The 23,852-nt window shown below is 61.0% G+C and carries 23 protein-coding genes and 1 pseudogene; 14 read left to right on the top strand and 10 right to left on the bottom strand.

The window, feature by feature from the left end:
• Position 1: 1 nt before the first annotated feature.
• Positions 2-1,138 carry an ABC transporter substrate-binding protein gene (locus tag OIU37_RS04075; RefSeq protein WP_171602696.1) on the bottom strand — a complete coding sequence of 379 codons (1,137 nt, stop codon included), beginning with the start codon at positions 1,136-1,138 and terminating at the stop codon, positions 2-4.
• A 115-nt stretch (positions 1,139-1,253) separates the two neighbouring features.
• Here OIU37_RS04075 and OIU37_RS04070 point away from each other — a divergent pair, with 115 nt between their 5' ends.
• Positions 1,254-2,039: a methyltransferase domain-containing protein gene (locus OIU37_RS04070; protein ID WP_171602695.1), complete on the top strand. Its 786-nt coding sequence runs from the start codon at positions 1,254-1,256 to the stop codon at positions 2,037-2,039.
• A 160-nt stretch (positions 2,040-2,199) separates the two neighbouring features.
• Here OIU37_RS04070 and moaA read toward each other — a convergent pair whose 3' ends face one another.
• On the bottom strand, positions 2,200-3,246 hold the full coding sequence (gene moaA, locus OIU37_RS04065; protein ID WP_264255889.1) for a GTP 3',8-cyclase MoaA: 1,047 nt from the start codon (positions 3,244-3,246) through the stop codon (positions 2,200-2,202).
• A gap of 136 nt (positions 3,247-3,382) precedes the next feature.
• Between moaA and OIU37_RS04060 the strand changes: the two genes are divergently transcribed.
• Together OIU37_RS04060 and OIU37_RS04055 are read left to right on the top strand one after the other, a co-directional pair.
• Positions 3,383-3,757, top strand: a complete 375-nt coding sequence (locus OIU37_RS04060) for a DUF971 domain-containing protein (protein ID WP_264255888.1) — start codon at positions 3,383-3,385, stop codon at positions 3,755-3,757.
• Between the two features lie 61 nt (positions 3,758-3,818).
• On the top strand, positions 3,819-5,009 hold the full coding sequence (locus OIU37_RS04055; protein ID WP_264255887.1) for a low temperature requirement protein A: 1,191 nt from the start codon (positions 3,819-3,821) through the stop codon (positions 5,007-5,009).
• 25 nt (positions 5,010-5,034) lie between these two features.
• Here OIU37_RS04055 and OIU37_RS04050 read toward each other — a convergent pair whose 3' ends face one another.
• Together OIU37_RS04050 and OIU37_RS04045 are read right to left on the bottom strand one after the other, a co-directional pair.
• The gene (locus OIU37_RS04050; protein ID WP_171602691.1) at positions 5,035-5,658 is read right to left on the bottom strand and encodes a nuclear transport factor 2 family protein; all 624 of its coding nucleotides are present in this window, start codon (positions 5,656-5,658) and stop codon (positions 5,035-5,037) included.
• 69 nt (positions 5,659-5,727) lie between these two features.
• Complete coding sequence (locus OIU37_RS04045) at positions 5,728-6,207, bottom strand: MarR family winged helix-turn-helix transcriptional regulator (RefSeq protein WP_171602690.1); 480 nt, start codon at positions 6,205-6,207, stop codon at positions 5,728-5,730.
• A 47-nt stretch (positions 6,208-6,254) separates the two neighbouring features.
• On the opposite strand from OIU37_RS04045, the gene OIU37_RS04040 reads away from it, so the two are divergent.
• The gene (locus tag OIU37_RS04040; protein WP_171602689.1) at positions 6,255-7,235 is read left to right on the top strand and encodes an alpha/beta hydrolase; all 981 of its coding nucleotides are present in this window, start codon (positions 6,255-6,257) and stop codon (positions 7,233-7,235) included.
• A gap of 37 nt (positions 7,236-7,272) precedes the next feature.
• Complete coding sequence (locus OIU37_RS04035) at positions 7,273-7,884, top strand: pyridoxamine 5'-phosphate oxidase family protein (RefSeq protein ID WP_264255886.1); 612 nt, start codon at positions 7,273-7,275, stop codon at positions 7,882-7,884.
• Positions 7,885-8,080: 196 nt separating this feature from the next.
• Here OIU37_RS04035 and OIU37_RS04030 read toward each other — a convergent pair whose 3' ends face one another.
• Positions 8,081-9,148 carry a GGDEF domain-containing protein gene (locus tag OIU37_RS04030; protein ID WP_171602687.1) on the bottom strand — a complete coding sequence of 356 codons (1,068 nt, stop codon included), beginning with the start codon at positions 9,146-9,148 and terminating at the stop codon, positions 8,081-8,083.
• 347 nt (positions 9,149-9,495) lie between these two features.
• Between OIU37_RS04030 and OIU37_RS04025 the strand changes: the two are divergent.
• Positions 9,496-9,703: pseudogene (locus tag OIU37_RS04025) on the top strand (hypothetical protein).
• Positions 9,704-9,728: 25 nt separating this feature from the next.
• Here the strand turns inward: OIU37_RS04025 and OIU37_RS04020 are convergent.
• Positions 9,729-11,336: a fumarate hydratase gene (locus OIU37_RS04020; protein ID WP_171602686.1), complete on the bottom strand. Its 1,608-nt coding sequence runs from the start codon at positions 11,334-11,336 to the stop codon at positions 9,729-9,731.
• A gap of 188 nt (positions 11,337-11,524) precedes the next feature.
• Here OIU37_RS04020 and OIU37_RS04015 point away from each other — a divergent pair, with 188 nt between their 5' ends.
• On the top strand, positions 11,525-12,358 hold the full coding sequence (locus OIU37_RS04015; protein WP_138329244.1) for an Ig-like domain-containing protein: 834 nt from the start codon (positions 11,525-11,527) through the stop codon (positions 12,356-12,358).
• Between the two features lie 135 nt (positions 12,359-12,493).
• On the opposite strand, the gene fumC is transcribed toward OIU37_RS04015, so the two are convergent.
• Complete coding sequence (fumC, locus tag OIU37_RS04010) at positions 12,494-13,885, bottom strand: class II fumarate hydratase (protein WP_171602685.1); 1,392 nt, start codon at positions 13,883-13,885, stop codon at positions 12,494-12,496.
• A 60-nt stretch (positions 13,886-13,945) separates the two neighbouring features.
• On the opposite strand from fumC, the gene OIU37_RS04005 reads away from it, so the two are divergent.
• Complete coding sequence (locus OIU37_RS04005) at positions 13,946-14,212, top strand: hypothetical protein (RefSeq protein WP_182211353.1); 267 nt, start codon at positions 13,946-13,948, stop codon at positions 14,210-14,212.
• Positions 14,213-14,287: 75 nt separating this feature from the next.
• A complete protein-coding gene (locus OIU37_RS04000; RefSeq protein WP_240603152.1) occupies positions 14,288-16,201 on the top strand; it encodes a murein L,D-transpeptidase in 1,914 nt (637 codons plus the stop codon).
• Between the two features lie 319 nt (positions 16,202-16,520).
• On the opposite strand, the gene OIU37_RS03995 is transcribed toward OIU37_RS04000, so the two are convergent.
• A complete protein-coding gene (locus OIU37_RS03995) occupies positions 16,521-17,237 on the bottom strand; it encodes an HAD family hydrolase (protein WP_182211283.1) in 717 nt (238 codons plus the stop codon).
• A 204-nt stretch (positions 17,238-17,441) separates the two neighbouring features.
• On the opposite strand from OIU37_RS03995, the gene rpiA reads away from it, so the two are divergent.
• The 3 genes from rpiA (at position 17,442) to OIU37_RS03980 (ending at position 19,101) form a co-directional block, all read left to right on the top strand.
• Positions 17,442-18,140, top strand: coding sequence for a ribose-5-phosphate isomerase RpiA (gene rpiA, locus OIU37_RS03990; RefSeq protein WP_138329249.1), 699 nt, complete (start codon positions 17,442-17,444; stop codon positions 18,138-18,140).
• A gap of 15 nt (positions 18,141-18,155) precedes the next feature.
• The gene (locus OIU37_RS03985) at positions 18,156-18,719 is read left to right on the top strand and encodes a DUF2059 domain-containing protein (protein ID WP_264255881.1); all 564 of its coding nucleotides are present in this window, start codon (positions 18,156-18,158) and stop codon (positions 18,717-18,719) included.
• Between the two features lie 97 nt (positions 18,720-18,816).
• Entirely contained in the window at positions 18,817-19,101 is a 285-nt protein-coding gene (locus tag OIU37_RS03980; protein WP_264255879.1) for an acylphosphatase, read from the top strand.
• Between the two features lie 57 nt (positions 19,102-19,158).
• Here OIU37_RS03980 and OIU37_RS03975 read toward each other — a convergent pair whose 3' ends face one another.
• Complete coding sequence (locus tag OIU37_RS03975; RefSeq protein WP_064648318.1) at positions 19,159-19,371, bottom strand: hypothetical protein; 213 nt, start codon at positions 19,369-19,371, stop codon at positions 19,159-19,161.
• Between the two features lie 205 nt (positions 19,372-19,576).
• Between OIU37_RS03975 and gor the strand changes: the two genes are divergently transcribed.
• Entirely contained in the window at positions 19,577-20,962 is a 1,386-nt protein-coding gene (gene gor / locus OIU37_RS03970) for a glutathione-disulfide reductase (RefSeq protein ID WP_264255877.1), read from the top strand.
• A gap of 6 nt (positions 20,963-20,968) precedes the next feature.
• On the opposite strand, the gene OIU37_RS03965 is transcribed toward gor, so the two are convergent.
• Complete coding sequence (locus OIU37_RS03965; RefSeq protein ID WP_182211286.1) at positions 20,969-22,252, bottom strand: pilus assembly protein TadG-related protein; 1,284 nt, start codon at positions 22,250-22,252, stop codon at positions 20,969-20,971.
• A 219-nt stretch (positions 22,253-22,471) separates the two neighbouring features.
• On the opposite strand from OIU37_RS03965, the gene OIU37_RS03960 reads away from it, so the two are divergent.
• Positions 22,472-23,845 carry a class II 3-deoxy-7-phosphoheptulonate synthase gene (locus OIU37_RS03960; protein WP_029875504.1) on the top strand — a complete coding sequence of 458 codons (1,374 nt, stop codon included), beginning with the start codon at positions 22,472-22,474 and terminating at the stop codon, positions 23,843-23,845.
• Positions 23,846-23,852 lie beyond the last annotated feature (7 nt).

Raw genomic sequence — 23,852 nt, 5'->3', positions numbered from 1 at the left:
ATTACCGACCCGCCTTGGCGTCGACCCAGTAACCCGGCTGGTAGGCGACCGGCAGGAATTTTTCGTGGAATTCCTTGAAGGTGGCATCGGGATCGAGGTCGGCAAAGAGGTTAGGATGGAACCACTTGGCCAGTTGCTGGACGGCGACGAACTGGTAGGGGCTGGTATAGAACTGGTGCCAGATCGCATGGACATTGCCGCCGGCAACCGCCCTGGAGCCGGTGAAGGCAGGGTTTTCCATCAGCGTGTTCAGCGCCTTGCGGCTGTCGTCGAAGGTGGCGGCGGCTTTCGGGCCGACATTCACGAAGTCCTTGGCATTCTTGGTCTGGCTCCAGTTGGAGCCGGTGACAACGATGACGTCAGGATTGGAGGCGACGACCTGCTCGGCATTGATCGAGCCGGTATAGCCCGGCAGGAAATCGGAGCCGAGATTGTGGCCGCCGGCCCAATCGACCATCAGGCCGAAATTGTCGGGGCCGAAGGTGCCGCAGCATTCGACCAGGCCTGCGGCGCGGTACATGAAAACATTGGGCTTCGGCGGGTTGGCGGCCTTCAGCTTGTCGGTGACGCGGGCCATCTGCTCTTTCCAGAAGCTGGCGACGGCTTCGGCGCGGTCTTCATGGCCGAAGATCTGGCCGAGGATCTTCAGGCTCGGCTCGGTGTTGGCGAGAATGTGCTCGCGGAAATCGATATAGACGATCTTCACGCCGATGCCGTTCAGCATGTCTTCGAGCTTCACCTCGTCGGCCGCTGCCTTGTTGCCGATCGGCAGCAGCAGCACATCGGGATGAAGCTTGACGACCGTCTCGGTCTGCAGCGTGCCGTCGGTCAGGTTGCCGAGGAAGGGCAGGTCCTTGCCCTTCGGAAACTTCTCGACATAGGCGTTGAAGCCGTCCTTGTCGGTGGTCCAGAGATCGTTGCGCCAACCGACGATCTTGGCGAAGGGATCTTCCTTCTCGATCGGCGCGACTGCGTAGAGCATGCGGCCTTCCCCAAGGATCACACGCTCGACCGGCTTGTCGAAGGTCACCTCACGGCCTGCCACGTCCTTGATGGTGAAGGACTGCGCCCAAGCCGAAAGCGGCATGAAGCCGGCAATCGCAGCTGCGGAGACTGCGAGCATTTTTACGAAATTCATCTGGAAATTCCCCCGATGTCTGAATAATGTCCGCAGGCATATGAAATATGACTTTGTGAATCAAGTTTTATGTTTTAGAGCGTTTCCAAAGTGATCCAAAGCCGGGATGCCCAAGATGAATTCCATGAATACGAACTACTCGATCCGCGACGAAATTCGCGACTTCTGGTCGGAAAGGGCGGCGACCTTCGACCAGAGCGTCGGCCATGAAATCTTTTCGGAAGCGGAACGCAAAGGCTGGCAGCGGCTGATCAGAAAACATCTCGGCGAAGGGAAGGGGCGCGCGGCCCTCGATCTCGCCTGCGGCACCGCCGTCATCTCGCATCTGATGCATGATGCCGGCTTTGCGGTCACGGGGCTCGACTGGTCGGATGCGATGCTCGCGCAGGCGCGCGCCAAGGCGAAGAAGCGCGGCACCGATATCCGCTTCGTTTCCGGCGACGCCGAAAACACGATGGAGCCCAAGAACAGCTACGACGTCATCACCAACCGGCATCTCGTCTGGACACTGGTGGACCCGGCGTCGGCCTTCAAGGAATGGTTCTCGGTGCTGAAGCCGGGCGGCAAAGTGCTAATCCTCGACGGCAATATGGGCAAGGAGACCTGGGTCAAGGGGCTGCAGAAGCTCTGGACGAAGGTGACAGGCAAACCGCCAGCGAGCCATATGTCGCCGGATATGATGGCACGGCACCAGAAGATCCGCTCTCGGGTGCATTTCTCCAAGCAGATGCCAGCGGAAGCAGTCGTCGATCTTCTGCGCCAAGCCGGTTTTACGGATATTGTCGTCGACCGCAAACTCGCCGACATCCATTGGGCGCAGGCTCGAAAGATGCCGTTTCTGCGCGGGCTTGAGCGGATGGTGCAGGAGCGGTTTGCGATTTGTGCGCGTAAGCCTGGGTGATGGGGTTGGCGCGGCGGTTCCACTTGCCCCCTCTTCTCCCCGCTGGGGAGAAGAGAAGATGGAGTCTGCCGCACCCTATCCCGGCCCTTCGCATGGCTCAGGGCGTTCGAAGCTGCAATCGATTCACTGGATCGATTGCTCCCGCTTGCGGGACCGCTTCTCACCCACCAGTAACACTCATATGCCTGGCCACGGCAGGGCGATTATGCGTGCGGTCGATGATGAAGTCGTGGCCTTTGGGTTTGCGGGTGATGGCCTCGTCGATGGCGGCGTGGAGGAGGGCGTCGTCTTCGGTGGCGCGGAGTGCGGCGCGGAGATCGGCGGCGTCGTTCTGGCCGAGGCACATGTAGAGCGTGCCGGTGCAGGTGAGGCGCACGCGGTTGCAGCTTTCGCAAAAATTATGGGTCATCGGCGTGATGAAGCCAAGGCGGCCGCCGGTTTCTTCGACCCTGACGTAACGCGCCGGGCCGCCGGTCTGGTAATCGATGTCCGCAAGGGTGAACTGCTCTTCGAGATCGGCGCGCAGCTTTGAAAGCGGCAGATACTGGTCGGTGCGATCTTCTTCGATCTCGCCCATCGGCATGGTTTCGATGACGGTGAGATCCATGCCGCGGCCATGGGCGAAGCGCAGCAGCTCCGGCATCTCGGCATCATTGAAATCCTTCAGCGCCACGGCGTTGAGCTTGATTTTCAGACCGGCTTTCTGAGCCGCGTCAATGCCTTCCATGACTTTGGCGAAGTCGCCCCAGCGGGTGATCTTGCGGAACTTGTCGGGGTCGAGCGTATCCACCGAGACGTTGATGCGGCGCACGCCGCAATCATAGAGCTCGTCGGCATGGCGGGAAAGCTGAGAGCCGTTGGTGGTCAGCGTCAATTCGTCGAGGCCGGAGCCGATCTTCTGGCCGAGCTGGCGCACCAGATACATGATGTTCTTGCGCACCAAGGGCTCGCCGCCGGTCAGCCTGATCTTCCTGACACCCTTGGCGATGAAGGCGGAACAGAGCCGGTCGAGCTCTTCCAGCGTCAAAAGATCCTTCTTCGGCAGAAAGGTCATATTCTCCGCCATGCAATAGGTGCAGCGGAAATCGCAGCGGTCGGTGACGGAGACGCGGAGATAGGTGACCGCCCGCCCGAAGGGGTCGATCATCGGATGTGCACCCGCCACCAGCGGCGATGCATTGCCTATCGTTTCGACTCTGGTGTTCACCTGTATCTCCGTACTCTCATCAATGTGGGCATATGCTATTGTCGCGTCAAGGGAAACAGCCCGCGCGAGCATGGCAATTTCAGCTTGCGCTGAAAAAGATCAGCGCCTACTCCTCGCATGAGAAGAGGACAAAATGATGAGCGATTTCTGGCCGAGCGAACTTCGCGTCTCGAAAGACAGGCAGCGGCTGGTGGTGACCTTCAACGACGGCCAGAGCTTCGATCTGTCGGCCGAGCTGTTGCGTGTGCTGTCGCCCTCGGCCGAGGTGCAGGGCCACGGGCCGGGGCAGAAAGTGACGGTGCCCGGCAAACGCAATGTTGCGATCATCTCGATGATGCCGACCGGCAATTACGCGGTCCGGATCGGCTTCGACGACATGCACGATACCGGCATCTACACCTGGACCTATCTGCGCGAGCTCGGCGAACGGGGCGCGGAGCTGTTTTCGGCCTATGAGGACGAGCTCAGCAAAAAGGGCATGAACCGCGACACGGCGGAGAAGCCGCGCTGACGCTCACGAGAGCGCCGCTATCAGTTTCAATAGACCCATAATTCCAGCCATCGGGGGCCATATGGCGAAAACGAACGGAAAGAACTGGCTGCGCGCCAAGGGGAGTGCTGCCGGCAACAAGGTGACCTTCCTCGAACTGTTCTTCGACCTGGTCTTCGTCTTTTCGATCTCGCAGCTTTCGCATGCGCTCGCCGCCCACTACACGCCGCTCGGTGCCGCCGAAGCGGCGCTGATGACTTTCGCCGTCTGGTGGGTGTGGATCTTCACAACCTGGGTGACGAACTGGCTCGATCCGGACAAGATGCCGGTGCGCGGGATGCTGGTGGCGCTGATGATGCTCGGGCTGCTGCTGTCTGCCTCGATCCCCGAGGCTTTCGGCGACAAGGGGCTGCTGTTTGCCGGCGCCTATGTGGCGATGCAGGTCGGGCGCTCGCTGTTTACGACCTATGCGATGACACGCGTCGACCGCGCCAATACGCTGAATTTCGTCCGCATTACCGCCTGGCTCGTGGTTTCCGGGGTCTTCTGGATTGCCGGCGGGCTGCTCGAGCATGAAGCCCGGCTGATTGCCTGGGTGATAGCGCTTGCGATCGAATATGCTGGGCCGGCCGCGGGCTTTGCCGTGCCGGGGCTCGGCCACTCGACGGCGCGGGACTGGGACGTTTCCGGCGCGCACATGGCGGAGCGCTGCGCGCTCTTCGTTATCATCTGCCTCGGCGAGGCAATCCTCGTTTCCGGCCGCACCTTTTCCGAGCTGCCGTTCTCGGGGCTGACCGGCGTCGTCTTCGTCACCGCCTTCATCGGCACGGTCGCCATGTGGTGGCTCTACTTCCGCTTCGGCCACGGGCGCGCCGCCCACCGGATCGAGCATGAAGAGGCGCCGGGAAGCTTGGCGCGGCAGGCCTTCACCTATGGGCATATCCCAATTCTTGCCGGCATCATCGTCCATGCGGTCGCGGTCGAGTTCATGTTCTCGCATCCGCACGAGACGGGCAATCTCGGCATCGCCGCGGCCGTGCTCGGCGGCTCCGGCCTGTTCCTGATCGGTAATCTCTGGTTCAAGGGCGCGACCAGCGGGAAGATGCCGCTATCGCATCTCGCCGGCCTGGTGTTCTTGATCCTGCTCGCCTTCGCAGCACCGTTCATCGAGGTCTATTTGATGGGCATTCTGGCGACGCTGGTGCTGATCATCGTCGCCGCCTGGGAATATCGCTCGCTGACCGGCACGACGGCGGCGCCGACGCTGCACTAGCGTCGTCCGGCGCCGAGGCATAAGCTCACGTGACCGACAGAAACTCCTGTGGCGTAACGGCAAGCCCCTCCAGCCAGCGATCGCCGCGCTGATAGAGCGCCTCCACCTGCTTGCCCTTCAGACCCGGCATGTCGCGTTTTACGCGATAGCCGATCTGCTCCTGAATATAGGCGAGATGCCGGTATCCTTCCGGAAATGCCTGTAAAGCCCCCTGGTCGAGCTCGGGTAAGTCAGCCGGCAAAACGGGGTCGATCCTGTCTTTCTCATAGATCGGTTGCCGGATCACGATCGCCCAGCGGTCGTTTCTCTTTTCAAGGAAATCGTAGAAACGGCCGGTGCAGACGACGTCGCAAAGGCAGCCGTGAATCGATGCCCGCTGGGAGATTGTCATCTTGGTCTGAGCGATCGCCCGATGCGCTCTGATGTCGATCGAACTGCCTCCGAGAAAGTGGAGGATATTGACGCCTTTGTCCCAGCCCTCCCTGCTGACCCGAATGAACTCCGTTGCAGGCCCCTGGAACCAAGTCGCCATCATCCACCCGTCGTCGTGCCACACGGTCTGGAAACGCTCCCAATGACCGGCATCCCGCCAGATCGCCCAGTTGTGGAGAAGCTCATCGATTGCAAGCTTGTCGTCCCATCCCGACATGATCGCTTACCCCGCTTGTGCGCTACAGGTTTCGAAGATAGCACACACCCACTTGATACCGGAACCAATTCAGCTCTCTGCTCGGTCTTCGTCGCGCAGGTCCCTGAGCAGCACGGTGATGATCCGCTCCATCGATGCGGCGGTCGCCATGCATTGCTCTATCGGCTCGTCCGACAGCACGCGGTCGATGAGGCCGGTCTGGATGGCCATGGCTTCCTCACTGAGCTTTCGACCCTCTGGCGTCAAATAGAGGCGCAGCACGCGCTTGTCGCGCTCGTCATCGCGGCGAAGGAGCAGACCGCGCTTTTCCATCTGTGGCAGCAGCATGCTCATATTGGAGCGGCCGACCAGCAGCTTGCGCGCCAGCTCCTGCTGCGAGATGCCCTCGAAACGATAGAGATTGACCAGGATATCGAGGTGCGGCGGCTTGATGTCGAGATCGGCAAGCGAGCGGGAAAGGGATTGTTGCATCAGCTGGCAAGCGCGAGCCACCGCGATCCAGCTGCGAAAACGCGGATGATCCCAGGGAAGGGATTGATTTTTGTTCATCGTTGTACTTTATTGTTCAGTGTTGAACAGTCTTTTGGAATCCCACTATGGCAAACTTTGCGCTTGACGTCACCCGCCTCGGGTTTTCGGTTCTGCAGGCGGTTTCTCCTGATCTGGCAGGCAGAGCGGCGTTCCAGTTATTCTGCCGGACGCCATCGACAAAGCCGAAGGGAGCAAAGGCGAAGGCGGCGCATGCGGTCGGCGCGGCCCGGCTTGCCGGTGCCGAACGCTTCACCCTCCGGCTTGCCGGCGGGCGCCAAGCGCATGCCTATCGGCTGAACGGCGGGGCGAGGGGCAAACGCAAGCGCTATCTGGTGACGCATGGCTGGGGATCGAGCGCGGCTTATATGGCCGAACTCGTCTCGATGCTTGCGGCGACGGGCGCGGAGGTTGTGGCACTCGATTTTCCCGGCCACGGCCGTTCGGGCGGGCGCTTCCTGCATATGGGGCTTGCCGTCGAGACGATCGCGGCGGCCGAGGCGCGCTTCGGGGCATTCGATGCGGCGATCGGCCATTCCTTCGGTGGGGCGGCGCTGATGGTTTCGGCGGCTGGCCTGCTGCCCGGCGTGGCCCCTGTTGGCGGCGATCGCCTGGTGCTGATCGGCGCGCCGAGCGAGATGGGCTGGCTGTTTACCGATTTCGGCCGGATGATCGGCCTTCGCGCTGCAACGCAAGCGGCACTGGAAAATGAAGTCCATCGCGTCACCGGACGGAGACTTGAGGATTTCGACGCCGGCGCGGCGGCGGGCGTCATCGGCCGGCCGGTGCTCGTCATCCATGCCGAAGATGACAAGGAGGTGTCGTCACTCCATGCCAGGCGCTACGGCGCGGCGGGAAAGGGCGTTCGACTCCTCTGGGCGAACGGCTTCGGCCACCGGCGCATCATCGGCGCCGCGCCGGTTCTTGCCGCGATCGCGGCGTTTCTCGACGGCGATCGGGGCGTGGGTGAAGTGCTGGATGAAAGCATCAAAAAAGATGCGGAGATCATTCCGTTTTTTGAGCTTCCGGCAAGGCGCGCGGCATTGTAGCGTCCGTCGCGAAGATCAAGCCGCGGCGGGACGCCTCATGAAAATCATCAGCAGCATCGAAGAGCTCAATACGATCTATGGCGCCGGGCTTTCGCCGGCCTCGGTCACCAAGGTGACGAAGCAATTGACCCCGCTCTATCGTGAGATGATCGAGATCTCACCGTTTGCGGCGCTTGCGACCGTCGGGCCGGAAGGGCTCGATTGTTCACCGCGCGGCGATCTTGGCGGCGTGGTGCGTGTCATCGACAACGAGACGCTGCATCTGCCGGACTGGCGCGGCAACAACCGCGTCGATTCGCTCTCCAACATCGTCCGTGATCCGCGGCTGGCGCTGATGTTCCTGATCCCCGGCTCGAACACGACGGTGCGTATCAACGGCCGAGGCGTCGTCTCCAACGATGAGGCGCTGCTTTCGAGCTTCGAGATGGACGGCAAACATCCGCGCACCGTCGTCGTCATTTCGATCGACGAGGTCTATTTCCAATGCGCACGTGCCGTGATGCGGGCCGAGCTCTGGAATGGAGAACACTTTGCCGATCCGGCGAAGCTGCCGACGCCCGGGCAGATGCTGAAGGCCGCGACCGGCGATTTCGACCAGGAAACCTACGACCGGGAATGGCCGGGGCGCGCGGCGAAGACGATGTGGTAGGGCATCGTCACCTTGGCCCAGACTGCCGACAAAGTCGGCCAACTTTTATTTCGTCATGCTCGGGCTTGTCCCGAGCATCTGCAGCCGGTGCAGCAGATCCTCGGCACAAGGCCGAGGATGACGCCGAGTAAGGAACGAGGTTTGTCAACAAATCAAACCGTCACCTGCCGGTGACAGCGCGCGGCGTTGGATCACCTCACGTCTTATAAATCAACCAGCTCTTGGTGAAATCCTTCTGCATGCCGTCCTGATAGAGGATGGTGCAGTTGCGGCCGGCATTCTTGGCGCCGTAGAGCGCGATGTCGGTCTTGCTATAGAGTTCGCCGGCATCCTCGGCATTGGAGGCCATGCAGATGCCGATCGAGACGGTGACCGGACCGTAATTTACCCGCGTGCGAGAATTTTTGAAGGGCGTCGTCTCAAGCGTGCGGCGGATGCGCTCGGCGATCGCGGTAACTTCCTCGGGCGTGTTGCCGTCGATGATGAGGGCGAACTCCTCGCCGCCAGTGCGGGCGACGAAGATGTCGCGACGAACGTTGCTGCGGATGACAGAGGCGACGGTGGCGAGCACCTTGTCGCCGACCGGATGGCCGTAGGTGTCGTTGATCTTCTTGAAATTGTCGATGTCGCAGAGCAGCAGTGCCGTCACCGGCCGCATGCTAGAATTGTCGAAGATGGCGGCGAGACGGTCGTCGAAGGCGCGGCGGTTGGAAAGGCGCGTCAGCGAGTCGGTGTTGGCGATGCGCTTGTATTCGTCGAGTTCCTTGCGGACCTGATCCATCTCCTGCGAGCGCTGGACGACGTCCTCGACGGTGCGTTCGCCATGCGCCATGGTGTCTCCGGTCGCCTGGCTCAGCAGATCGATGGCGTTTTCGATCAGTTCGACGCTGGCATTGCTCTTGGAGGTGATGCGCTTGTGGGTCTCGCCGAGCAGCCTGGTATAGCTTTCGAGCGAGCTCTGCTCCTGCCTGAGAATGCGTAGCAGGCCGTCGAGTTCGCCGGCAATGCGCGTATGGGCGTCGTCGAAGACACGGGCCGGGCTGTGAGTGAAGTGCTGCGCGCCGAGCGCATCGAGTTCGGCCTGGGTCACCTGGCCGCCGAGGGCCGCGAGCTCGCGGGTCAGCGCAGGATTGGAGCCGATATAGGCCTCGTAGAAGAGTTCGTAATTGCGCGGTATCGGCGCAACGCCCATGGAGCGCATGGCATAGGTGATCTGACCCGCAACGTCGGGAACCGGCACCTTGGGCGCGACAGCCGTATTCATCCGGCGAACTCCTCATATATTCAAAGGCAATATTCTGTTTGTTAGCTTAAATTTCTTGGGAAAAGATTAAAGCGATATATACCAAAGATTACATACGACAAATGCTCCATGGGCCAATACTTCGATCAAGCCTATGATTCTCCACGGAAAAACGTATCTTTAGCAGGACAGTGCATACTCGCTGAGCGGGTACAGTGTCCGGAAAACTAACAGTTCTTCTCTGGCGGAGACCGTATTCATCTTGTCGACAGCTGGTTTTGGCCGTTTCGTATTGCAGTCCCGGTATTTCGGCATGATATTTCTTGACGGCAAACCCGATCGTAGCCTGCAAGCCAGGGCGTGAGATCGTGGAAACCTGCCGTCATATTTTCTTTCGCTATCCTCGCCTTCACCGTGCTGGCCGCCGGCACCTTGCTGCTGGAGCACACCGGCTTCTTCGCCGGCGCGTTCCGCACGGAGATCCTGGCAAGGGTCGATGCCGGGGATGTGGTGAGCGTAGGCGAGGCGGTGACGGCGCGGAATGTCAACGCGTCGGATAAGGCGTCGGCACGGTAGCGCAGGCGGCAACGCAGCCTGCCCATTACCCCAAATTCAGCTCCTGGAAGAAATCATTGCCCTTGTCGTCAATGACGATGAAGGCCGGGAAGTCTTCGACTTCGATCTTCCAGACCGCTTCCATGCCGAGTTCGGGATATTCGAAGACCTCGACCTTGCGAATGCAGTCCTGGGCAAGACGGGCGGCGGGGCCGCCGATCGAGCCGAGATAGAATCCGCCGTGTTTCTTGCAGGCTTCGCGTACGGCGCGCGAACGATTGCCCTTGGCGAGCATCACCATCGAGCCGCCGAAGGACTGGAACTGGTCGACGTAACTGTCCATGCGGCCTGCCGTGGTCGGGCCGAAGGAGCCGGAGGCGTAGCCGACCGGCGTCTTGGCGGGGCCGGCATAATAGACCGGGTGGTTTTTCAGGTAATCGGGCATGCCTTCGCCTTTTTCGAGCCGTTCGCGGATTTTGGCATGGGCGAGGTCACGGGCGACGATGATGGTGCCGGTCAAGGACAGGCGTGTCTTGACGGGATGTCGGGAGAGTTCGGCCAGCACCTCGGGCATCGGCCGGTTGAGGTCCATACGCACCGTCGATTCCGACAGTTTCGCCTCGTCGATCTCGGGCATGTATTTCGACGGATCGGTTTCGAGTTGTTCGAGGAAGATGCCATCGCGGGTGATGCGGCCCTTGGCCTGACGGTCGGCGGAACAGGAGACGCCGAGGCCGATCGGCAGCGAGGCGCCGTGGCGGGGCAGGCGGATGACGCGCACGTCATGGCAGAAATACTTGCCGCCGAACTGAGCGCCGACGCCCATCTGCTGGGTCAGCTTGTGGATTTCCTTCTCCATTTCGACGTCGCGGAAGGCGTGGCCGCTCTCGGAACCTTCGGTCGGCAGCTCGTCGAGATAACGCGTCGAGGCAAGCTTGACGGTTTTCAGGTTCATTTCGGCCGAAGTGCCACCGATGACGATCGCCAAATGATAGGGAGGACAGGCTGCCGTCCCTAACGTCAGGATCTTCTCCTTAAGGAAGTCGATCATCCGGTCATGGGTCAAGAGCGAGGGCGTGCCCTGGTAGAGAAAGGTCTTGTTGGCCGAGCCGCCGCCCTTGGCGACGAAGAGGAATTCATAGGCGTCTGTGCCTTCCTCGTAGATGTCGATCTGGGCCGGCAGATTGTTCCTGGTGTTCTTCTCCTCGAACATTTTGACCGGCGCGAGCTGCGAGTAACGCAAGTTCTTCTTCTCGTAGGCGTCCATGACGCCGCGGGCCAGCGCTGCACTATCCTCGCCCTCGGTCCAGACCCTGCGGCCTTTCTTGCCCATGATGATCGCCGTGCCGGTATCCTGGCACATGGGCAGCACGCCTCCGGCGGCGATATTAGCATTCTTCAAGAGGTCGTAGGCAACGAAACGGTCATTATCGGTCGCCTCAGGGTCATCGAGGATCGAGGCGAGCTGTTTCAGGTGGCCGGGGCGCAGCAGATGGTTGATGTCGGCAAAGGCGGTTTCGGCCAGCAGGCGGATGCCTTCCGGCTCGACGGTCAGGATCTCCTGGCCCTTGAACGTGTCGACCGAGACGTGGTCGCCGCTGAGCTTGCGGTAGGGGGTGGTATCCTTGCCGAGAGGGAAGAGATCGTCAGCCATCGAAGTGACCTTTCTGGTAGGGCGTCGCTAGATTGGAACCGGTCTAAATCCGCCGCGGGGCAAATGCAATCAGGATACGGCCGGAGTTCGGTGGGATCGGCGCGTGCCTCGATAAAGGACGACTTCAGGTTGCCTTCCGGTCGAGGCCAGTTCATATTCCCGGCAGCGTTAACTTGCCGGGGCTTCCAATGACAAATGCAAAGCCAACTGCTGTCGACGACCTTCTCGTTTTTTTCGAAGACAATTGGATCCGTGGGGATCTGCTGCGCCTCGCCAGTGATCCCGAGGGAGCGGACATGTATGCTCGCTTCGTTAATGGCGTGCGTATCGACGCCAAACATGGGCCTGACCATGAAACGATCATCAAGGGCGAGTACGGAACCTTCAGAGTGAAGCCGGACGGCCACTTCGAATATGAGCTGGACTACACGCTCGACGTCGTGAAGAATTTAGGGAAATACGATCAGCTCATCGAGACGCTGAGCTACAAGATGTCCGATGGCTCAGGGGGCACGGACCTCGGCGTGCTGACCCTTGCGATCGACGGCGTCGACGTAGGCGAAAAATACCACGAAGTCCTGGATTTCGACGATATGGGCGTCACCTCGAGGGCGGATAATTTCTCTCTACCTGACTACCGCAACTTTGCACTTTCGGTGAACGGCAGCCACGACCTGACGCTTCTGAACGGGTATGTCTATGATACCATCCCGGGCGTCGACGCCATCACCGAGGACGGTTTCAGCGATACGGTCCTATTTCCAGGTTCCGCGCCCGTAAGCTTGAAAATGCTCGATGGCGGGGAGTTCACCTTTCAGAGCGTTTCGATTGCCGAATTGTCGGCAGCGCCCTTTCACCTGACGCTCACCGCCCTGAACGATGGCCAGATCGTCTATCAGCAGGAGCTTGAAGTCACCGGCCCCACTCTCGAGGTCAATCTCGAAGACATTGAAGAAATCCGTTTCGATTTCATGGGCAATTCCGTCGTGATGGACAATTTTTCGCTGTTTGCCTTGCTATAGGCTGGAGGGAGTCGAGGCGTTGCGGCATATCCCCTTCTCCCCCCGAGCGGGGGTCCGAAGGACGGGTCGAGACCTGTGGCTCGACCCCGGTTGGTGGCGGCAGCCGGATGAGGGGCTGTGGCCTATGCGACCTTCTTACTTCGGCCCGATCATCGTTTCCGGGCGCACGATCTCGTCGTACTCTTCCGATGTCACCAGGCCGCTGGCGAGGGCCTCTTCCTTCAGCGTCGTGCCGTTCTTGTGCGCCGTCTTGGCGATCTTGGCCGCCGCGTCGTAGCCGATCTTCGGGGCAAGTGCAGTGACCAGCATCAGCGAGCGTTCGAGGCCCGCCTTGATATTGTCTTCGCGCGCCTCGATGCCGACGACGCAATTGTCGGTGAAGGAGACGGCGGCGTCGGCGAGCAGCTGCACCGACTGCAGGAAGTTATAGGCCATCATCGGATTATAGACGTTGAGTTCGAAATGGCCCTGGCTGTCGGCGAAGGTCAGAGCCGCGTTGTTGCCGAAGATATGGATACAGACCTGCGTCAGCGCCTCGCACTGGGTCGGATTGACCTTGCCGGGCATGATCGAGGAGCCGGGCTCGTTTTCCGGCAGCGCCAGCTCGCCGAGGCCGGCGCGCGGGCCGGAACCGAGCAGGCGGATGTCGTTGGCGATCTTGAAGAGGGCGGCGGCTGCCGCGTTGATGGCACCGTGGGAAAAGACCATGCTGTCATGCGAGGCGAGCGCCTCGAACTTGTTGGGCGCAGTGACGAAAGGCATGCCTGTGATGGCGGCGATCTCTTCGGCGACCTTTTCGGCAAAGCCCACCGGCGCGTTGAGGCCGGTGCCGACGGCAGTACCGCCCTGGGCGAGCTCGCAAAGGCCGGGCAGGGTCATTTCGATGCGCTTGATGGCGGAGCCGACCTGTGCGGCATAACCCGAAAATTCCTGGCCGAGTGTCAGCGGCGTCGCATCCTGGGTGTGGGTGCGGCCGATCTTGATGATGTGGCTGAATTCGGTGACCTTCATATCAAGGGCGGCATGCAGGTGCTTGAGGGCCGGGAGCAGGTGATGGGCGATTTGCTCGGCGCAGGCGATGTGCATGGCCGTCGGATAGGTGTCGTTCGACGACTGGCTCATGTTGACGTGATCGTTCGGATGCACCGGCTTCTTGGAACCCATGACGCCGCCGAGCATTTCTATCGCACGATTGGAGATCACCTCGTTGGCATTCATATTGGACTGCGTGCCTGAACCGGTCTGCCAGACGACCAGCGGAAAGTGGTCGTTCAGCTTGCCGTCGATCACCTCCTGGGCGGCCTCGACGATCGCTTTGCCGAGGGCAGGATCGAGCTGGTCGAGCGACATGTTGGCGCGGGCGGCGGCCTGCTTGACGATGCCGAGCGCGCGCACGATCGACAGCGGCTGCTTTTCCCAGCCGATCTTGAAATTGCCGAGCGAACGCTCGGCCTGGGCGCCCCAATATCGGTCGGCGGCGACCTCGATCGGGCCAAAAGTATCGGTTTCGGTGCGGGTTGCGGTCATCAGCCTTGCCTTCCCTTTACATGCTGTTTTCGGACATTTTCGAAGATGAGGTCTTATAGGTTGGAAAGCTTGATAAGAAAACCGGACGCCGTGCGAAATATTGAAAGCGGAACTCATGTTTGCCCTGGCCTGGCGGCGTGCTTTTTAGGCCACGTTGGATATTTTATGCGCCGAGGCGTTTTCGCCGCACTGGTCTGCCGGCAAAAATTCGGTAAAAAATTAACTAATAATTTCATAATTTTGTGTGAACTGCTGCACGGCGCCGTGCAGGATCTCCGTCACACAGAATTGAGTCCGCCGGCGCTGGCGGCGCAAGCCGGTTTCTGATCAATGAGGCCCTACGCTGCTTGAGTTTCGCGGGATTTGAGCTGAGAACAGCATGACACCGGGACTGGAATATATATGACCTTCGTTTTGAAAAGCGCGGCATCCGCGTTGGCAATTTCCTGCGGCGTGGCATTGATGAGCGCCGCTCCCGCGCATGCTTACACACTGATGGATATGCTGCGCGGCGATAGGCAGCGGACCCAGAGCACTATCTTCATGGACCAGATGCCGCCCGGCCGCGTAGGCCAGCGGGGCGGCGTTGGCGGATCGCTTGGCGGGCTCGACCCGGAAGCGCCGCTGCCGAAGGTGAGCGGTCCGCGTTATTATACCTATAAAACTGAGACGCTGCAGTTCGTCGACACCGGCAGGTTCGCCGATCCCGTCGTCACCGGCGCGGTCGCCGATGTTTCGGGCAGCGGTGATGCCAGCGCCGAGCCGGCCGTGCAGCGCCGTTTCCTGGCGCAGGCCAAGGTGCGCGCCAATGCCGACGTCGCAAAGGCGCTTGAAGCCTATTACGGCGACAGCCGCAATCCGCTTGTCTGGGTCGAAGGCAACCAGATCAACGACCGCGCCAAGTCGGCGATGCTGGTACTTGCCGATGCGTCCTTCGTTGGCCTCGACCCGGCGGATTACGCCGTCCAGACGCCTGATATCGACCCGGCCAATCCCGATCCCGCCTTTCGCGATCGGGCGCTGACACAGTTCGAGCTCGATCTCTCCGCCAAGGTGCTCGCCTTCGTGCAGGACACGGTGCGCGGCCGCATCGATCCGAACAAGATCTCCGGCTATCACGACTTCCAGCGCAAGGTGGTCAATCTGGCCCCGGTGCTGAAGCTTGCCCGCCTGAGCCCCGATGTCGGCGCCTACATCGCCAGCCGCTCGCCTGATAGTCCGCAGTTCCAGGCGCTGAAGGCGGAGCTTGCCAAGCTTCGCGCCGCCGACGGCGGCAATGAGGAGCGAATCGTCGTTTCGCTCGACAGGTTGCTGAGGCCTGGCGACAGCTCGCCGGAGATCGCCAATATCGTCAAGGCGATTGGCAAGCACGGTTCCGAAACGCTGAGGACCGATCATGCGGCAACGCTTGCTGCTTACGCCGGCAGCATCGACTATTCGCCCGACATCGTTTCGCTGGTCGAGGATTTCCAGAAAGAGCGTGGGCTGAAGCCCGATGGCGTCATCGGCCAGGCGACGGTGCGCGCCATGACCGGCGGCGATACCAATGCCTCGAAGATCGACAAGCTCGTCGTCGCCATGGAGCAGGCGCGCTGGCTGCCGGAGGATCTCGGTTCCCGTTACGTCATGATCAACCAGCCGGCTTACATGGTCTACTACCACAATGACGGCAAGGAACAGCTGTCGATGCGCGTAGTGGTCGGCGGCAAGAACAACCAGACCTATTTCTTCGACGACGAAATCGAGACGGTCGAGTTCAACCCTTTCTGGGGCGTGCCGCAGTCGATCATCATCAACGAGATGCTGCCGAAGCTGCGCTCGGATCCGAACTATCTCGACCAGCTCGGTTATGAGGTCGAGGTGAACGGCCACGCCGTCGCCTCGTCGAGTGTCGACTGGTATGGCTCGACCAATAATGTTTCGGTGCGCCAGCCGCCGAGCAGCGACAATGCGCTCGGCGAACTGAAGATCCTCTTCCCGAACAGCCACGCGATCTACATGCACGACACGCCGTCGAAGAGCTTCTTCAAGCGCGACATGCGGGCGCTGAGCCACGGTTGCGTGCGCCTTGCCGATCCGCGCGCGATGGCGGCCGCCGTGCTCGGCACGACGGTCGACGACGTCGCCAAGCAGATCGCCAGCGGCCAGAATCATGCGGTGCGCGTGCCGCAGAAGATCCCGGTCTACGTCTCCTACTTCACCGCCTGGCCGAACAAGGACGGCGTGGTGGAATATTTCGACGACGTCTACGGCCGCGACGCTTATGTCGACAAGGCTTTCGACGCGACGAGCAAGGCGCGAGGGGCGCAGATCTGATATCGGATTTGATTAGTGGTGCTGGCGGGCGGTCTCCGGGCCGCCCGTTTTGTTTTTGGCGGCGTTTGCGCGCCATAGAAGTGAAGTGTGGCCCGAAGCTTCGGATGAATGGGCTTTATCCGCGTTGGCAAAAAACTTGGCGAGAACCGCGACTACCATCTCCCTCATTCCTGTGCTCGTCACAGGAATCCAGTGCGCCCAAGTCATTGGGCGCGAAGGACTCTTCCCTTGAGGTATTGATTCATTCACGGCGCTGACGCGCCGTGGCTGGATTCCTGTGACGAGCACAGGAAGGAGGGAGGAGAGGTGAGCGGCCGCCTCAGACCGCAACCTTCGTCGCAAACTCCCGCAACAGTCTCTCCACCAGTTCCGGCGTCAGCTCATCGTAATGCATAATGATCTTATCCGGATCGAGGCTTGAGACCGGCACATCCGAATAACCGAAAGGCACGGCGATCGACGGTACGCCGGCGTTTCTCGCAACGGCGATGTCGTTGACGCTGTCGCCGATCATCACGGTGCGGGTGATGTCGCCGCCGGCACGTTCGATGGTGCCGGTGAGGTGGCGGGCGTCGGGCTTGCGATATTCGAAGCTGTCGCCGCCGGTGATGGCGTCGAAATATCGGGTAAGCTCGAGCTTGCCGAGCAGGCCGAGCGCCAGGCTCTCCATCTTGTTGGTGCAGACGGCGAGGCGGTAACCCTGAGATTTCAGCCGGTCCATCGCGGCAACCAGGCCCGGATAGGGTTCGGTCCGGCCGGGCATGTTGCCGGCATAATGGGCGACGAAACGCTCGACCAGCGGCGGCAAGGCGTCGCTTTCAAGCGGATGGCCACGCAGCCGGCAGGCGCGCTCGATCATGACGCGCGCGCCCTGGCCGACGAGATGAGTGAGGTCGTCGTAGCTGACCGGTTCGAGGTCAAGGGCCGCGATCGTATGGTTCAGGCTCTCGACCAGATCTACGTGGGTATCGAGAAGGGTGCCGTCGAGATCGAAGACGACGAGCGCCGGGCGAGCGGGAACAGGGGTCAAGGGCATGTCTCTTTGAGCGATGGTCGTCTTGAGAAGCGATGGATCGTCCTGAGGTAGGCGATCATGCGGCGGAAAGCAACGTCCGGCGATGGTTGGGAAGGCTGCAGGCCTCTGTTTCGGCTTTTCATTTTCCGTGATGATTTTGACTTTCGTTTGCTAGGCGAGCCGTGTAAACAGCACATCCAACGCAATAATCGGAGCTGGCGGCGCATGGATGCCCGCGAAATGAAGATCAAGGCCGCCGAGGCCGCACTCGCTCATGTCGAAAGCGGGATGCGTCTCGGGATCGGCACCGGCAGCACGGCGGAAGAATTCGTTCGCCTGCTGGCGGAGAAGGTCGCGGGCGGCTTCAGGGTCGAAGGGGTTCCGACGTCCGAACGAACCGCGCGGCTCTGCGTCGAACTCGGCGTGCCGCTGAAGTCGCTCGACGAACTGCCGGCACTCGACCTAACGATCGATGGCGCCGACGAGGTCGATCAGGCGCTCAGGCTGATCAAGGGCGGTGGCGGCGCGCTGTTGCGCGAAAAGATCGTCGCGGCCGCCTCCGAGCGAATGATCGTCATTGCCGACGAGAGCAAGCTGGTGGAAACGCTCGGCGCCTTCGCGCTGCCGATCGAGGTCAATCCTTTCGGGCTCGTCTCGACACGGATCGCCATCGAAAAGGTCGCGGCTCGGCTCGGTCTTGCCGGTGAACTCGATCTGCGCCAGTCGGGTGACGGAGAGTTTACCACGGATGGCGGCCATCACATCATCGATGCATCTTTTGGCCGCATTCCTGATGCAGAGGCGCTTTCGAGCGAGCTGAATTCCATACCCGGCGTCGTTGAACACGGGCTCTTTATCAATATGGCGGCACTTGCGATCATTGCCGGTCCTGCGGGTGCGCGCACGCTGCAGGCAAACAGATAACAGGAGCATATACTCATGATGAACATTGCAGGTCTTGGCCGTCTCGCCGCTGCGACCGTCGTTCTTTCCGGGCTTGCCTTCGTCTCCGCCGTCCAGGCGCAGGAAGTCTCCGAGGAGCAGCTGAAGGCGTCTCGCGCGGCGATCGACGCCATCGGCGCCACGGCTCAGTTCGACAACATCCTGCCCGGTCTCGCCGAGCGTCTGAAGGCCGGCTTGATCCAGGATTCGCCGAACTACCAGGACATCATTTCGTCGACGGTCGATGCGCAGGCGCTGGCGCTGGCGCCGCGCCGCGGCGATCTGGAGAAGGAGGCGGCACTGACCTATGCCAAGACCTTCACCGTCGAAGAGCTGAAGGCGATCGCCGACTTCTATAATTCCGACGTCGGCAAGAAGCTGCTGCGCGATGGCCCGGTCGCCTCGCGCGAGACGGCGAAGGCTGCCGACATCTGGGCGCAGGGCATTTCCCGCGACCTGGAAAAACAGAGCAACGCCGAGCTTTCCAAGGTGATCAAGGCACCGCCGCCGGCAACCGACAGCCCGACCGCTCCGGCTCCGGCACCGGCTGCCCAGCAGTAAGGTCTGGCCCATCAAATTTACAAAAGCCCGGCATCGTCCGGGCTTTTTTGTTATGATGCGGTAAATGCTGCCGGCGAGGCTTCAGGTGACTGCAGACATGTCCGATCACGGTAGGGCCGTCCGAGTGCGGATATCCGGCAAGGTCCAGGGTGTGGGTTTTCGCTATTGGACCCGCGATGAGGCGGTGCGGCTCGGCTTGACGGGTTGGGTTCGCAATGAAGAGGACGGGGCTGTCGTCGCTGTGATCGCAGGACCCGACGCCGCCGTCACGACAATGATCGAGCGTTTCAGGCGCGGGCCTTCGGGGGCGTCTGTTTCGAGCGTCGAGACGGAAGCAACCCAGCTTGAGGAGAACCCGACGGATTTCCGGATTACCCGCTGACAGCGCCGATCGCTAAGCATATGCAATTGGCAACGCATGTGCGCCGCAACTCAGCCCCTACGGGTTCGGGTTCTTTGCAAGTTGCCATTCACCCGTCTCATCCGGCTCTACGCGCTTGTTGCCACGATAGAAGATCGGCAGCCTCGTCTTCTTATCGATCGAGAAGCGGCTCGGCGTGTATTTTTCATTCTCATGGCCTTGAATAGCGAGGCCGAGCGCTTCCTTGAATTTGCCGGCCTTGCACAGGTTGCTGAAGAGAGTTTGATCCATCTTTTGCTCCGCCATTCTTTTCCATCCCATGGATTGCCTGCCAGCCTCGGCCGACCGGGTCAACCGTAAACGGTGACTGGGGTCAGCCCTGTACAATGAAGATTCGGCAATGGGAACCGGATGACGCAGGAGCGGGCTTTTGTTTTCATGACGATCGCCCCTATATCAGGAACATCCGTCCTGCGATTCCCTTCCGGAGCTCCTCATGTCTTCCTACGACTACGACCTCTTCGTCATCGGCGGCGGTTCCGGAGGCGTGCGCGGCGCCCGTGTCGCCGCATCGCTCGGCAAGAAAGTGGCGATCGCCGAGGAGTATCGCTACGGCGGCACCTGCGTCATCCGCGGCTGCGTGCCGAAGAAGCTCTTCGTCTATGCTTCGCAGTTCCACGAGCATTTCGAGGATGCGGCGGGCTTCGGCTGGACGGTTGGCGAAAGCAGCTTCGACTGGAAGAAGCTGGTGGCGGCCAAGGATGTTGAAATCGCCCGTCTGGAGGGCCTCTACAAGAAAGGTCTCGCCGGCGCCAATGCCGAGATCCTGGAAACGCGCGCGGAACTCGTCGATGCCCATACGGTCCGGCTGCTGAAGACCGGACAGACGGTGACGGCAAAGACGATCGTAATCGCCACCGGCGGACGGCCGAATCCGCATGCAGCGCTTCCCGGTCACGAGCTCTGCATCTCCTCCAACGAGGCTTTTCATCTCGAAGAGCTGCCGAAATCGATCGTGATCGCGGGCGGCGGCTATATCGCCGTCGAGTTCGCCAATATCTTCCATGGTCTCGGCGTCGAGACGACGCTGATCTATCGCGGCGCCGAGATCCTGTCGCGTTTCGACGAGGATCTGAGGCGTGGGCTGCATGAGGCGATGGCCGCCAAGGGCATCCGCATCTTTTGCCACGACACGCTGCAGAAGGTTTCGAAGGGTGAGGACGGGCTCATTCTGGAGACGCTGAACAACGGCACGCTGCAAGCCGGCGTCGTCATGCTGGCTCTCGGGCGCGATCCGAACACCGAAGGCCTCGGCCTCGAGGCGGCCGGCGTCGCCGTCGACGAACGCGGCGCCGTTATCGTTGACGAATATTCCCGCACCAATGTCGAAAACATCTATGCGCTCGGCGATGTCACCAACCGGGTACAGCTGACGCCGGTGGCGATCCACGAGGCGATGTGCTTCATCGAGACCGAGTACAAGAATAATCCGACCCGGCCGGACTACGAGCTGATCCCGACTGCCGTCTTCTCGCAGCCTGAGATCGGCACCGTCGGCCTCTCGGAAGAGGAGGCGGGCAAGCGTTATTCCGAACTCGAAGTCTACCGCGCCCAGTTCCGGCCGCTGAAGGCCACGCTTTCCGGGCGGGCTGAGCGGATGATCATGAAGCTGATCGTCGATGCGGCAAGCCGCAAGGTGGTCGGCGCCCACATCCTCGGCCACGATGCCGGCGAGATGGCGCAGCTGCTCGGCATCACGCTGAAGGCAGGCTGCACCAAGGACGATTTCGACCGGACGATGGCGCTGCACCCGACGGCGGCCGAAGAGCTCGTCACCATGTATGCGCCGAGCTATCGGATCCGCGACGGCAAGCGGATTTGAGCCCTCTTAGCTGGTGATGCGCGGCGCGCGGATGACCTTGAGGAAGAGTTCTTTCATCGCTTCGGCGATGCCTTCGGTCGGCGACACCTCGAAATAAAGGCCGGGCGAGGCGCAGGCCTGCATCTTCGTCGGGATCTCGCTCTGGAACGGCCTGATCCAGTCTTTATACCAGTCGTTGCTCGGCAGCGGCAGGTAGGTGGTGTAGAGCACAGCGATCTTGACGCCGCGATCCTTCAAGGGCTTGCAGAAGGAGGTATCGATCGGCTCCTGGCAGCGACCGCCGGTCGTCTTCTTGGTGCATGTCGACGGCTTGTAGCTGTCGCCGACGCCATCGGAAACGAAGAACAGGATCTTTTGCGGGCTGATATTCGATGTGCCATCACCGGCAGTATCGATGATGGTGTTCATCTGCGTCATGGCGCTGTCGAAATTGGTGAGTTGGTCCTTGTTGTAGTTCTGGTAGGGAATGGTCATCAGGTCGACCGCGTCTGTGTAATTTTTCACCTTCGTGAGGTCGGAGGTGAGGCCCGAAATGGTCGTCAGCTTCGCGTCTTCGGCTTTGGTGCCGAAAGTATAGACGCCCATGCGGAACTGGTCGCTGCTGACACGCTCGGTCTTGGCCGTGTCGGTCAGTGCCTGGGTGGCCAAACGCACCACATCGATGCGCATGGCGACGCCGAGGCTCTTGGCAATGGTGTAGTTGTTGGTGCTCTTGTCCATCTGGTGGCAGGCGAAGGCGCAGCCTGTCTTGGCCTCCAGCTTCGAGACGTCGCTCGGGGTCGCGCCGACACCCATGGAGGGCGTGTTGTCGAGCAGGATGTAGAAATCCATGAAGGCGGCGGTTTGATATTCGGCAGTCGCGGCGCCGGCGATCGTGATCGAGTCCCGGCCGAGGATGCGCATGAAGGTGGTGGGCACGGTCGCGCTGAAGGAAACCTGCGCATTCAGCTTGTTGGCAGTCTTGGTGACGTCGATTCCGAGATCGACATGAACGTCAGTTAGCTCGCCGGACATTTGAGACATGAAGATATTGCGGGCGTCGTCCTTGCCGAGCGAGATCGTGCCGTTGCCGCTCATGGTCATGGCGGCTGCGACCGCGCCGGATTTCTCCGCGATCGAACCGACGGCGGCGGCATCGGCAGCGGCGTAGAGCTGCGTCCTCAAGCTGAGTGCGTGGGCGAAATCCACCGCCATGCCGGCCGCACCGAAGAGCGGCACCACCAGCAGTGCCGTCATGATGCCGAAATTGCCCGAGCGGTCCGATATGAAACCGGGCGGAAGGATTGCCATGCCACGTCCCCGAAATTGAAACTCTCTCCGGTTCTACATTGAAAGTCTAAAATATGGGAAAATCGACATGGTATATGCTGGTTTAACCAGAGCAGGGTGGGCGGCGGCGGCGAGGCGACAACTGTCGGCGAATGGTCTTTGCAAGCCGGGTCTAAAGGTCTATAAGCCGCCGCATATTGAGGGCATCCTGAGGTATGGATGTGAGAACAGGTGAGTGAGATGGCAGACAATTGGACCCCGAGCAGCTGGCGGCAAAAACCGATCCTGCAGGTTCCCGAATATCCCGACGCAGCCGCTTTGGCGGCAACGGAAGCCACGCTCGCCAGCTATCCGCCGCTTGTCTTTGCAGGTGAAGCGCGCCGCCTGAAGAAGCATCTCGCCAATGTCGCCGAAGGCAACGGCTTCCTGCTGCAGGGCGGCGACTGCGCCGAGAGCTTCGCCGAACACGGCGCCGACAATATCCGCGATTTCTTCCGCGCCTTCCTGCAAATGGCCGTGGTGCTGACCTTCGGTGCGCAGTTGCCGGTCGTCAAGGTCGGCCGCATCGCCGGCCAGTTCGCCAAGCCGCGTTCGTCGAATGTCGAGAAGCAGGGCGACGTGACGCTGCCGGCCTATCGCGGCGACATCATCAACGGCATCGAGTTCACCGAGGAGTCGCGCATTCCGAATCCGGAACGCCAGGCCATGGCTTATCGCCAGTCGGCTGCAACGCTGAACCTGCTGCGCGCCTTCGCGATGGGCGGTTACGCCAATCTCGAAAACGTGCATCAGTGGATGCTCGGCTTCGTCAAGGACAGCCCGCAGGGCGAGCGCTACCGCAAACTTGCCGACCGGATCAGCGAAACCATGGATTTCATGAAGGCGATCGGCATTACCTCGGAAAACCATCCGAGCCTGCGCGAGACCGACTTCTTCACCAGCCATGAGGCGCTGCTGCTCGGTTACGAGGAGGCGCTGACCCGTGTCGATTCCACATCGGGCGACTGGTATGCAACGTCGGGCCACATGATCTGGATCGGCGACCGTACGCGCCAGGCCGACCATGCGCATGTCGAATATTGCCGCGGCATCAAGAACCCGATCGGCCTGAAATGCGGCCCGTCGCTGCAGGCCGACGACCTGCTGCAACTGATCGACATCCTGAATCCTGCCAACGAGGCCGGGCGCCTGACGCTGATCTGCCGCTTCGGCCATGAGAAGGTCGCCGACAGCCTGCCGAAGCTCATTCGTGCCGTCGAGCGCGAGGGCCGCAAGGTCGTCTGGTCCTGCGATCCGATGCACGGCAACACGATCACGCTCAACAACTACAAGACCCGTCCCTTCGAGCGGATCCTGTCGGAAGTCGAAAGCTTCTTCCAGATCCACCGCGCCGAAGGCTCGCATCCGGGCGGCATCCATATCGAGATGACTGGCAAGGACGTGACCGAGTGCACCGGCGGCGCTCGCGCGGTCTCCGCAGAAGACCTGCAGGACCGCTACCACACCCATTGCGATCCGCGCCTCAACGCCGACCAGGCACTCGAGCTGGCCTTCCTGCTTGCCGAACGCATGAAGGGCGGCCGCGACGAGAAGCGGATGGTTGCCAACGGCTGAGATTAGG

Origin of the sequence: Rhizobium sp. BT-226 (assembly GCF_025847085.2) — a bacterium.
Lineage (GTDB): Bacteria > Pseudomonadota > Alphaproteobacteria > Rhizobiales > Rhizobiaceae > Rhizobium > Rhizobium sophorae.
This window is presented reverse-complemented; position numbering and strand designations above follow the sequence as displayed.